Here is a 12,087-nt window from a genome sequence, read left to right on the forward strand (position 1 = left end):
GGACATTCTCTAAGAAAGAAGGAACAGAAATTGAAATAAAAAAGAAGTTTAAGAAGGGGATTCTAATCATAAACAAGAATAGGTATAGAATAAATTGAAAAGGAGGAAATTTCTTTGTTTACAGCCATGACAGAAGCTGGCGAAATAATCAACTTATTCACTAGGAAGGAGAAAGATGATTTAAAAGGCTTACGGCAAACTCCATTGTATTGTCCAGAATGTAAGGGACGTGTTCTCTTAAAAATGGGAGAAAAAAAGATTACACATTTTGCCCATGAAAGGAAAGCGTGTTGTTCAAGTAATGGAGAGGCGGAGTCTACTTATCATTTACAAGGAAAGTTGCAATTATATCAAAAATTAGTTGAATTGAATCTTCATCCCCTATTAGAGCCTTATTATCCAGAAATAAAGCAACGGGCAGATATTAGTTTTGTCTTTCGTAATAAGCAGTATGTAATTGAATATCAATGTGCTGTGATTTCTCCACAGTTAATCAAGAAACGTACAGAAGGTTATCGAAAAGTAAACATTCATCCTATTTGGATTATCGGCTTTTGCCATTTAAAGAAGTGGAATCCAATCAAATTGAAGCTTTCTGCATTTGTTTATCAGTTTTTCATCTTATACCGCAAACAATATCTCCTACCGTCGTATTGTCCATATGACCGGGCGTTTTATTTGATTCAGAACCCTATACCAATATCCATCTCCCAATCTTTTGTGACTACTTTTTGCTTTCCATTAGTAAAAATAGAGGGAAAGCAGCCCTTTATTCCCAGAAAAAAATGGCATTTTGCTTATTGGCGTGAGATTATTCATCGGCAAAAAACAAAGGATGTACATTACCAAACTAAAACAAATTATCAATTTTTAAAAGAACTGTATGCCCATGGTCTTCATCCCCATTTTTTACCCCCATTTATTGGTATCCCTTTAAAGGAAGGGGTTCTCCTCGAAACACCACCATTATATTGGCAGGCGACTATTTTTCTGGATAGCTTTAAAGAAGAGACGAAAATATACCCCCTTCAAAAGATTTATGTGAATTTCCATAAGAGAATTGAAAGGGGACAAATTAAAATAAGAGATTGTCCTTTTATAAGCGAGGTAGACTGGCGAGAAACAGTTAAACAATATATACTCCTTCTGGTGGAACTAAAGGTTATAGAGGAAATAAAACCTTGTTTTTATCAGATGCTTTATAAGAAGAAAATCAGAGATTATGAGATACAGGAACAGGAAGAAGTAATGTTCTATAAGCAATTAAAAAATTTGATCAATAAGCAATAAAGATAAATGAAAAAACATAAAATACATATGCTATTGTATATGTAGAAAAATTGCTCATGCATTAAAATCGGAAATAGATCGAAAATTTGGTAGAATAAGAAGGAATTGGTTTGGAAACAGAGAATATTTAATAACGTTTATTTTCGAATTCCGAAATAAAAAAAGAGTGGAGGATGGAATATGTCAGCAGAAACAGGAGTAAAAAAATTACCACTGCGTAATGAGGTACCAGTAGAAGATACTTGGAGATTAGAGGATATATTTGCAAGTGATGAAGAATGGGATAAAGAATTTGAAGAAGTAAAGAAATTATCTCAAAAAGCAACAGAGTATCAAGGGAAGCTTTCCGAAAGTGCAGAGGTTCTTTATGAAGCTTTGCAATATCAGGATGAGCTTTTATCAAGACTTGGAAAATTATATACATATGCACATATGCGTTATGATCAAGATACGACTAATAGTTTCTATCAAGGCGTAGACGGACGTATTAAAAGCTTGTATGCACAGGCTGCAAGTGCGTTAGCTTACATGGTACCAGAACTATTATCCATTGATGAAAAAGTAATCAGTGCATATTTAGAAGAAAATAATGAATTAAAGCTGTATAAGAAGGCTTTAGAAGAAATCAATTTACAAAGACCTCATGTGTTAAATGCTGACCAAGAAGCCCTGCTTGCACAAGCATCAGAGGTATTAGATTCTTCTAGCAATACATTTGGGATGCTGAATAATGCCGATTTGGAGTTTCCAAGCATTAAGGATGAAAACGGAGAAGAAGTAGAAGTTACGCATGGCCGTTATTCTCGCTTTCTGGAAAGTGCGGATCAACGTGTACGCCGTGATGCATTTATGGCTGTCTATGATACCTATGGCAAATTTAGAAACACATTTGCTTCTACATTGAGTGGAGAAGTAAAAAGTCATACATTTAATGCAAAAATAAGAAACTATAATTCGCCACGACATGCTGCATTGGCTGCCAATAATATTCCAGAACAAGTGTATGAAAATCTAGTGGAAACAATTAATAAGAATTTACCATTATTACATCGTTATGTGAAATTGCGTAAAAAAGTCCTTGGCCTAGAAAAACTGCATATGTACGATTTATATACACCATTAGTCAAAGATGTGAAAATGGAAATTCCTTATGAAGAAGCGAAAGAATTAGTTATAAAAGGCTTGGCTCCACTTGGTGAGGAATATGCGTCTATCTTAAAAGAAGGCTTTGAAAACCGCTGGGTGGATGTACATGAGAATAAAGGGAAAAGAAGTGGTGCTTATTCTTCTGGATCTTATGGAACCAATCCATATATTTTAATGAACTGGCAGGATAATGTAAACAATCTATTTACGTTAGCACATGAATTTGGGCATTCTGTGCATAGCTATTATACAAGAAAATCACAGCCATATCCTTATGGTAATTATTCCATCTTTGTTGCAGAAGTAGCCTCTACTTGCAATGAATCCTTATTGAACGATCACTTGCTAAAAACAATAACAGATAAACAAAAACGTCTATATTTACTGAATCATTTCTTAGAGGGCTTCCGTGGTACGGTATTCCGTCAAACGATGTTTGCTGAATTTGAACAATTAATTCATGAAAAAGCAAGTAATAATGAGCCATTAACAGCTGATTTACTGACAAAGGAATACTATGCTTTAAATCAGAAGTATTTTGGGGAAGAAGATATTATTATTGATGAGGAAATTGGCTTAGAGTGGTCAAGAATTCCGCATTTCTACTATAATTTCTATGTATATCAATATGCAACTGGCTATAGTGCTGCAACAGCATTGAGTAAACAAATATTAGAAGAGGGGACACCAGCAGTGGAACGATATATTGAGTTCTTAAAGGCTGGAAGTTCTGATTATCCAATTGAAGTACTTAAAAAAGCTGGAGTAGATATGACAAGCAAAACGCCAATCGAAGAGGCATGCCAGGTTTTTGAAGAAAAATTGAATGAGATGGAAAGCTTATTAAACGAAATTTAATTGCCTTAAGAATAGTAAAGCGTGTGGTAGAGGAAAACTCTATTACACGCTTTTTTTCGTTTGCGAACAGTTTGAAATTATGAAGGTTTTGTGAACATCCCCCCAGATGTATTGCAGAAGATAATTAAATTATGATACTATTTAGTTGTGAAGTTAATCACAAACAAACTTATACCCCTTTGTTTGACCGTGAAAAATTTCTCCCATCCCCTTTGTTCGTAAAAGTAAAAAAGGCCTTGCCTTGAGACAGCAAGTCCTTTTTTATTTTTTTTCGTATTTCATTATAAAAAAATAGACATGGCATCTTAATAGATTACCATATCCCCCAGTTTTAACCGATATATTTCCAAAATACCCCGTATTTAGCTGGTATTTGTTCTACTAGTTGTCTTAATTGCAATTTCTTCATTTCTTTTTCAATCTCTTGAATGGATTTATTATAAACAACAGATAATTCCTTTGATGCAACAAGTTTAAAGCACTCTAAAAAGTTTTCTAGTGGCGGTGGAGCTGCTTTTTCTGGCTGAATCTGAAGCATTTCCTCGATAATTTGTACATATACCTCATATGGATAGTAACCGGTAACTTTAATCCCTTCCTCTTCAATATTCTCATTAAAGAAGACTAATGTTGGTATTTCATTTACTTCCATTTCCCTTGTGATTTTTAAATCACATTGAAAAGCTTTAGCTGCACTATTTGAATGAATATCTGATACAAATTCTATTACATCGATTCCTACACTTTTAGCACAGGACTTAAGAACTTCAAAGGTGGCAATATTTTTTTTCTCTAAAAACAATAGTTCTTGCAATTTTCGCAAGAATTTCATTCCAGATTTCCGTCCCTGCAATTCTGCTGCTTTAAGTGCGATGGAAGGTAAATGAGGAGAAACGATAGGGTTATCAAACCATAAAGAACCATCACATGACATTCCTGAACGACTAGCGGTTTTTTCCCAAAATTCGGCGATATTCGCATGCTTGCTCTTCTTACTACAATTTAAGGAAGATAATCTACCGCTTAATACATGTTTAAGGGAGAAATACCGTCCGTATTCAATCTGTAATTTTTTCATAATAGGCTCAAGCGCCCAGCATTCTGGACAGAGTGGGTCGATAAACATATATATTTCGAGTGGTTTTCTATCTTGGCAATTGTCATCAGCTGTTTTCGGCTTGGATATAGAAATGTCTTTTTCCATCACGTGTTATCACCTTTTTTAGTTTCAATTTCCTCCGAATTAACCATATGTTTCGCTGTCAGCACGAGTCTTGAAAAAATCTCTTCTCGTATTTCCTTATCTAAGTCTACTTCTTCCATGGCTTCATCCATACAAGATAACCATGCTAGGGCAAGCTTTTCTGTTATTGGAAAAGGTAAATGTCTCGCTCTTAGCATTGGATGACCATGTTCATTAGAGTAAAGAGGTGGACCGCCTAAAAATTGTGTGAGAAATTGTTTTTGCTTACGAGCAGTTTCTGTTAAATCTTTTGGGAAGATAGGAGCTAGGTCAGGATGTTGACCAACACGATTGTAGAATGAATCTACAAGTTTATTTAATGTGGCTTCACCAATTTTTTCATAAGGTGTCGACATTTTCTCGACCATATTTAAAACTCCTTTATCGTTCTTTTATAGCAGTACTTTAACTATATTGTAACAATCGATATTTCATTGTACAAATAAATAGCTTGTAAACAGGTCGAGAGGGACATTATGCCGTATAATGCTGCGTTACTTTAGCTACGTAATTCTGTGTTTCCTTAAATGGCGGAATGCCACCGTACTTATCCACATTACCAGGTCCAGCATTGTAGGCTGCTAAAGCAAGTTCGACATTTCCGTTATATTTATCTAACATTTGTTTTAAGTACTTGCTGCCACCCATAATATTGTCTAATGGATTAAAAACATTTTGCACACCTAACGATGTTGCTGTGCTCGGCATTAGCTGCATTAATCCAGATGCTCCGGCATAGCTTGTTGCATTAGGATTAAAATTGGATTCCACTTTGATAACAGAGCTGATTAACTTTTCAGGTAAGTTATATTTTTCTGCTGCTGTTTTAATCATTTCATCGAAATCAGAAGTGGTAGATGCCGATGAAGAAGACAGCTTGGTTAAACTTAATGGCATAAGAGGGCTAGTATTCGCTAAGCCTAATGGTATGGAAGCTGCTCCTAGTGTATTATTTTCAATTGCATTCGTTAATTTTGTCTCAGATGATAACATATTACTCAGAAAATCTTGAAAGAGGGTAGATGCACTACCTGTATTTTGTGAATTTAAACCTTGTAAAGCTTGGAGTTCAAGCATTACCTTAAACTGATCAATTTTCATTGCTTTCCTCCATTTATGAGAAATAAGACTATTTACATCAAGTAACAACACTTCGCAGTGAACAAAATAGAAGCAATAAAGTGGTGAATAAACTTTATTGCTGGTACAACGGTGTAGAATAATCTAGCAAATGTACTAAATTACTTTTGGTTATATTTTTCATCATAAAATCTGCGTACTTTGTTTTTTGTTTTTCTAACGGGAATTTTTAAGGTGGCTAATAGCTCCTGAAAGTAAATTTTTCCTTCTTCCCGATTGCTTACTTCATATTCTAACTCATAATCTTCTTTTTTTAAATAAAAACTATGGTCCAAAACTAGTAAACCATTTCCAATTTTCTTTTCCGCCCTAATTGTTCGTAGGCTTCCAAAATATATAATAGATGTTGGATCGATGTTCATGTTTCTTAACAGACTTGAAATTTGCTCATCACTTATTCTTCCAGTTGAAAAAATATCATCGCTTTCTGTTTTGGAAAGAATTTTATTTGTTTCTAAAAGCCCGTCTGGATGCGGCTGCTTTAATGTTAATTCATATTCTGCCTCTTTTTTACGAATTCGAAGTGCGGAGTGATTAGCTTTTAAAGCAAAATTACTAGTATCAAAGTAATGGTTTTCTTGTTCAAATAAATCTTCCTCGCTCACTTGAAAATGAGTTAGGAGCAGTTCATATTCTTCTTTTGTTAACATATTTTTAAATTCGATTTCAATGTTTTGATTTTTAGACATATATAGATCCTTTCTTAAACCATCTTGTCTATTATTATAATGGTAGAAAGAGAAACAAGCTATGTTCGTGTTTCCTTTATCTCAATCGACGTCTTCCGACGTACAGGATGTACTAGTGTCGACGTTGCCACAGGACGTGGAGTAATTAGTCCTCCAGTTTGTATACCGCTGACAAGGCGCTTCCGCTTTTCTATCTGTCTAGCTGCAGCGCCTAGCGGTTAGCAAACTTCAGACTACCTCCCTACGATAAGTCAACATCGATTCGCTGCCGCTTATCGTGTTTCCTTTATCTTAGTCGCTAGTCCTCCAGTTTGTACACCGCTGACAAGGTGCTTCCGCTTTTCTATGATAATTCTTGTGGTTGTGGTAAAATATGCATAGTTGGAGGGTGAATGATGAAACAAAAATGGCAAATTAAAGAGACAATTAAAAGGGAAAATGAACTAGTATTTCAACTGCAAGAGGATGTCAATTTAGAAAATGCGAAGGCATGTGGTCAAATACTTGTTGATTCTGATGCTCTTGCGTTTATATATTTACTTGAAAAGGAAAATGAATATGTTTATCTAGAAATTCCGGAAAGCGTATGGAAGGATTGTAAACAGGCATTAGAGTCAAATAGTTCATTTTTTATAAAAGATGAGAAGGGGCATTTATTGCTTGAAAACTTCAAAGAGGAATTAGAGTATTTAATTGAGAATATTCGAGGAAATGGAAATTATGGAGAGGATATGGAAAAAGGAGTTTCATCCGTTTTTCTATAATGATTTGTTAGATTGTATAAAGCAGGTTTATCCACTGTTTAATGGTGTAATTCTGCCTGTTTTTGAAAAAATAGATAATTAATCGACAAATCGTCTATAAAAGAAATACCTCGTCTGAAAAGAACCTTGGAATTGAGGTGTTATATATATGAAACAGTGGGATCAATTTTTGGCGCCCTATAAACAAGCGGTAGATGAGCTAAAGGTTAAACTAAAAGGAATGAGACGTCAATTTGATCATGAAGATGATCATTCTCCGATAGAATTTGTAACAGGGCGTGTAAAACCAATAGCAAGTATATTGGATAAGGCAAATGAAAAGGGGATACCTTTAGATAAACTAGAAACAGAAATGCAAGATATTGCAGGACTTCGAATGATGTGTCCATTTGTTGACGATATTATAAGAGTTGTTGAACTATTAAGACAAAGAAATGATTTTGACATTGTCGAAGAGAGAGATTATATCTTACATAGAAAAGAAAGCGGCTATCGTTCTTACCACGTGGTAATTGTCTATCCAGTACAAACCATAAATGGGGAAAAGAAACTCTTAGTCGAAATTCAAATTCGTACGCTTGCGATGAATTTCTGGGCGACGATTGAACATTCGCTAAATTATAAGTATAAAGGCCAATTTCCCGAAGATATTAAAATGAGATTGCAAGGAGCGGCAGAAGCTGCTTTTCGATTAGATAAAGAAATGTCTTTAATCCGGGGAGAAATTCAAGAAGCACAAGCTTTCTTTAACCGTAAGAAAGAAAATGATAAAAATAAGTAGTTTTTAGTTAGATCGTTTCTAAGCACAAAAAGAAATTCAAAGATATTCTGCATTTCTAAAAACTGAGAAGAGGAGCTACCAAACTTATGAAATTTGCCGTTACCTCAAAGGGTGATTCGAAATCAGAAAACTTAGTCCAAATAATTAAACAATATTTGCTTGATTTTGAATTGGTATATGATGAAGAAGAGCCGGATATTGTAATCTCCGTAGGAGGAGATGGGACACTTCTTTATGCATTTCATCGATACAGCAATCGTTTAGATAAAACTGCCTTTGTTGGGATGCATACTGGTCATTTAGGTTTTTATGCAGACTGGACGCCAGCTGAGTTAGAAAAACTCGTCATTGCGATAGCAAAAACGCCATATAACATTATTGAATATCCCATTTTAGAAGTGATAGTTCGTTATCAAAATGAGGAAAAAGAAACGAGATATTTAGCATTAAATGAATCAACGGTGAAAAGTATGGAAGGAACCTTTGTTATGGACGTAGAAATGAGCGGCAAACATTTCGAACGATTTAGAGGGGATGGTCTTTGTGTATCTACCCCTTCTGGAAGTACTGCTTATAATAAAGCTTTAGGCGGAGCGATTGTGCATCCCTCTATTGAAGCAATACAGTTGGCAGAAATGGCTTCCATAAATAATAGAGTCTTTCGAACGGTTGGCTCCCCATTAATTTTACCGAAACATCATACATGTGTGTTAAAGCCAGTGAATGAACCTAATTTTCAAATCTCTATTGATCATTTGAATCTTTTACATAAAAAAGTACATTCGATTCAATATCGAGTAGCAGAAGAAAAAGTACGGTTTGCAAGGTTTCGACCATTTCCATTTTGGAAACGAGTACATGATTCTTTCATTTCTGAATAAGAAATAGACAGGAGCGATAGCTTGAGCTTTACGTTAAAGTGGGTTATGCAGCAAGAAAAAAGTATGACCATTAAGGAATTTTTGAAGACTCAACATATCTCTAAGGCGGCTTTAACAGATATAAAGTTTAAGGGTGGGAAGATTCTTGTTAACGAAAAAGAAGAAAATGTTCGCTACACATTAAAGGAAGGCGATCAATTAGTGGTTTCTTTTCCACCGGAGCTGCCTAGTAGTGGCTTAATTCCAGAACAGATCTCGTTAAACATTGTCTTTGAGGATGAGTATCTCTTAATTGTACAAAAAGAGTATGGGATGAATACGATACCATCAAGAGAGCATCCTAGTGGTAGTTTAGCTAATGCATTAGTAGGCTACTATCAAAAGCAGGGAATTGAAGCAACAACCCATATTGTCACGAGATTAGATCGGGATACATCTGGATTAGTGCTTATTGCTAAACATCGTCACATTCACCATTTACTTAGTGAACAGCAAAAAGGCGGTGATGTAAAACGAAAATATCTCGCTTTTGCTGAAGGACAAATTTCGCCGTTTACTGCTACCATTAATGAGCCAATTGGCAGATGCTCGGACAGTATTATTAAAAGGGAAGTAAGGAAAGATGGCCAAACAGCCATTACCCATTATCGTGTATTAGCACAGGATAAGCATTTATCCCTTATAGAATTGTCTTTAGAGACAGGAAGAACGCACCAGATTCGTGTTCATCTAGCTTATCAGGGACATCCGCTTTTAGGTGACGATTTATATGGAGGAAAACGAGATTGGATAAATCGGCAAGCCTTACATTGTTTTTTTCTTAAGTTTACGCATCCTGTGACGAAACAATCGATTACTTTTACAGTTGATCTCCCTGATGATATGAAAGGGCTTGAACAGAAAATAAAAAAGAGTGAAGAATCCATTTAAAAGGAAACTTCACTCTTTTTTGTTATTTTCTAAAGTAAATTAAAGATTCTTTGCTGTTTCTGTATCAAATGTGCGAAATTTTTCTTCTACAAGAGGCATACTGGAGGGCACAGATTCAACAGTTAGTTCTGGATATTGAAGTGCTGTTAATTTCCCTCCAAAGACCGCGCCGGTATCTATGTTGTATGTTCGATTCATTTCTCTTACATTGCGCACAGGGGTGTGTCCATATACAACAATCGGTTTTCCTTTATACTTTTTGGCCCAATCTCTTCTTACAGGAGAACCGTCTTCATGAACTTCTCCGGTGATATCGCCATAAAGCACAAAGGTTTTTACTTTATTATGGTACTTTCCAATATAATCTTCACGAATACCTGCATGGGCAATGACTATTTTTTGGTTATCCAAAATATGGTATAATGGTGCATTTTCGTATAACTCTTTAAACATCCTTTTGATTCTTTGTTGTTCTTTTTTATTTAATTGCTCCCATTCACAAACAGTGGTTTCCAAACCATGGGCAATTTTTACCTTCCTTCCTAAGAAAAAACGGTATAGTTTATCACAATGGTTTCCGGGTACATAATAAGCTAACCCTTTCTTTACTAATAAATAAACAGTTTCGATAACCGCTAAGGAAGCAGGACCTCGATCTGTTAAATCACCAACAAAGGCAAGCTTTCTTCCTGCTGGATGCAAGGGATAACCTTGGTCCCAAGTATAGCCTAATTTTTCTGTTAAAAGCGTAAACTCTTCGTAACATCCATGGATATCTCCAATGATATCAAGCTTCATTAAAATCACCCCTTTACCTTTTTACTATACCCAATTGCTATAATGTGCATTTTTGTTAATTGTTTCTCTATTTGGGGAATTATAAAGAGAGTATTTAGTTTATGTATAAATAAAAGACAAATCGTTTATCTTTTGTTACTATAAAAATCATATTATTTTTTTATGAAAGGAGGAAGAACAACGGTGGCAGAGAAAATATTGACAAATGAAGCACAGCATGCTGTAATTCTCCATTCTTTACAAAATGAAAACTTACAAGAATTCCGAAAAAATTTCCTTGATTTACATCCATACGATCAAGCTTCATTTTTTAAGGAAATGGAGATCGAAGAAAGAGCTCAAGTTTTTGAATATTTAGCTCCAAATGAGATTGCAGAGATGTTCGAGAACTTACAAATGGATAATTGGGAATATCAAACGTTATTTGCTAAACTGTTACCTGATTATGTTGCAGAGACATTAGCAAATATGTCCGTTGATGACGCAGTCGATATTTTAAATGTGTTGGATAAAGAGCAAGTAGAAAGCTATTTGGCAATAATGGATCAGCCAACTACCGCACGAGTTAAAGCACTTATGCATTACGAAGAGTCCACTGCCGGAAGTATTATGACAGTTGACTATATTAGTTTATCTGCAGAACAAAAAGTAGAAACCGCTATGGAGATATTGAAAAGAGAGGCTCCTAATGCGGAAACAATCTACTATGTATATGTCGTTAATGAACAAAAGCAGTTGGTAGGTGTCGTATCGTTACGAAGTTTAATTGTTAGTGATAATCAGATGCTCATAAAGGAAATTATGAATGACCGCATTTATTCTGTTTCTGTAAGTGAAGACCAAGAGGAAGTAGCAAGAAAAATGCAAGACTATGATTTTTTGGCGCTGCCTGTGGTTGATTTTCAAAAAAGGTTGCTTGGGATTATTACTATTGATGATATTGTAGACGTCATGCAAGAAGAGGCTTCAGAGGATTATTCTAAATTCGCTGCTGTATCAAACATGGATTTTGTTGATCAGCATCCCTTTTCTGCTGCCAAAAAGAGATTGCCATGGCTGATTATTTTATTATTTCTTGGCATGTTTACTGCAAGCTTAATTGGTCGTTTTGAAAAAACATTAGACCAGGTTGCTATCCTTGCTGTATTTATTCCGCTTATTGCGGGAATGGCTGGAAATACTGGAACACAAGCCTTAGCTGTAGCCGTTCGTGGGATAGCTACTGGGAATATTGGCAAAGAAAGCAGTTGGAAGTTAATAGGAAGAGAAGCGGGGACAGGGCTTATTACCGGAACAATTTGTGGGTTGCTTGTTATGATGGTTGTGTATATATGGAAGAGTGATTTCTTTTTAGGGATGCTGGTGGGAATTTCGATTTTGGGAACCCTGATTGTAGCTACAATAGCTGGGGCGATTATTCCCCTTATTATGCATAAATTTAAAATTGATCCTGCCGTCGCTTCTGGACCGTTTATTACGACAATAAATGATATTATCAGTATTTTGATTTATTTTGGTATGGCAACAATGTTTATGAGTTATTTAACAAATTAGAAAAAAGAGGAGG

The 12,087-nt window shown here is 35.3% G+C and carries 12 protein-coding genes; 7 read left to right on the forward strand and 5 right to left on the reverse strand.

Annotation, left to right across the window (positions count from 1 at the left end):
- Positions 1–114 precede the first annotated feature (114 nt).
- A complete protein-coding gene (locus NX902_RS06955) occupies positions 115–1,290 on the forward strand; it encodes a competence protein CoiA (RefSeq protein ID WP_341122719.1) in 1,176 nt (391 codons plus the stop codon).
- Positions 1,291–1,470: 180 nt separating this feature from the next.
- On the forward strand, positions 1,471–3,294 hold the full coding sequence (gene pepF / locus NX902_RS06960; RefSeq protein ID WP_095330005.1) for an oligoendopeptidase F: 1,824 nt from the start codon (positions 1,471–1,473) through the stop codon (positions 3,292–3,294).
- 331 nt (positions 3,295–3,625) lie between these two features.
- On the opposite strand, the gene NX902_RS06965 is transcribed toward pepF, so the two are convergent.
- From NX902_RS06965 to NX902_RS06980, 4 genes are all read right to left on the reverse strand, one after another.
- Entirely contained in the window at positions 3,626–4,498 is an 873-nt protein-coding gene (locus tag NX902_RS06965) for a ClpXP adapter SpxH family protein (RefSeq protein WP_095330004.1), read from the reverse strand.
- Positions 4,498–4,905 (reverse strand): globin domain-containing protein, encoded by a 408-nt coding sequence (locus NX902_RS06970; RefSeq protein WP_095330003.1) that lies wholly within the window; start codon positions 4,903–4,905, stop codon positions 4,498–4,500. Before NX902_RS06970 ends, NX902_RS06965 begins: the two co-directional genes overlap by 1 nt.
- A 106-nt stretch (positions 4,906–5,011) precedes the next feature.
- Positions 5,012–5,638, reverse strand: coding sequence for a lytic transglycosylase domain-containing protein (locus NX902_RS06975; RefSeq protein WP_123257251.1), 627 nt, complete (start codon positions 5,636–5,638; stop codon positions 5,012–5,014).
- Positions 5,639–5,778: 140 nt separating this feature from the next.
- A complete protein-coding gene (locus NX902_RS06980; RefSeq protein ID WP_123257252.1) occupies positions 5,779–6,366 on the reverse strand; it encodes a CYTH domain-containing protein in 588 nt (195 codons plus the stop codon).
- 395 nt (positions 6,367–6,761) lie between these two features.
- Between NX902_RS06980 and NX902_RS06985 the strand changes: the two genes are divergently transcribed.
- The 4 genes from NX902_RS06985 to NX902_RS07000 all read left to right on the forward strand — a co-directional run bounded on the left by NX902_RS06985 (position 6,762) and on the right by NX902_RS07000 (position 9,722).
- Positions 6,762–7,130, forward strand: coding sequence for a UPF0738 family protein (locus NX902_RS06985; protein WP_095330000.1), 369 nt, complete (start codon positions 6,762–6,764; stop codon positions 7,128–7,130).
- 148 nt (positions 7,131–7,278) lie between these two features.
- A complete protein-coding gene (locus NX902_RS06990; RefSeq protein WP_095329999.1) occupies positions 7,279–7,911 on the forward strand; it encodes a GTP pyrophosphokinase in 633 nt (210 codons plus the stop codon).
- A gap of 86 nt (positions 7,912–7,997) precedes the next feature.
- A complete protein-coding gene (locus NX902_RS06995) occupies positions 7,998–8,792 on the forward strand; it encodes an NAD kinase (RefSeq protein WP_095329998.1) in 795 nt (264 codons plus the stop codon).
- Positions 8,793–8,837: 45 nt separating this feature from the next.
- Positions 8,838–9,722, forward strand: a complete 885-nt coding sequence (locus NX902_RS07000; RefSeq protein WP_095330045.1) for an RluA family pseudouridine synthase — start codon at positions 8,838–8,840, stop codon at positions 9,720–9,722.
- A gap of 39 nt (positions 9,723–9,761) precedes the next feature.
- Here NX902_RS07000 and prpE read toward each other — a convergent pair whose 3' ends face one another.
- Positions 9,762–10,520: a bis(5'-nucleosyl)-tetraphosphatase PrpE gene (prpE, locus tag NX902_RS07005; RefSeq protein WP_095329997.1), complete on the reverse strand. Its 759-nt coding sequence runs from the start codon at positions 10,518–10,520 to the stop codon at positions 9,762–9,764.
- A gap of 162 nt (positions 10,521–10,682) precedes the next feature.
- On the opposite strand from prpE, the gene mgtE reads away from it, so the two are divergent.
- Complete coding sequence (mgtE, locus tag NX902_RS07010) at positions 10,683–12,074, forward strand: magnesium transporter (RefSeq protein WP_095329996.1); 1,392 nt, start codon at positions 10,683–10,685, stop codon at positions 12,072–12,074.
- Positions 12,075–12,087 lie beyond the last annotated feature (13 nt).

The organism is Niallia sp. FSL W8-0954, assembly GCF_038005605.1.
GTDB lineage: Bacteria > Bacillota > Bacilli > Bacillales > Cytobacillaceae > Niallia > Niallia circulans_A.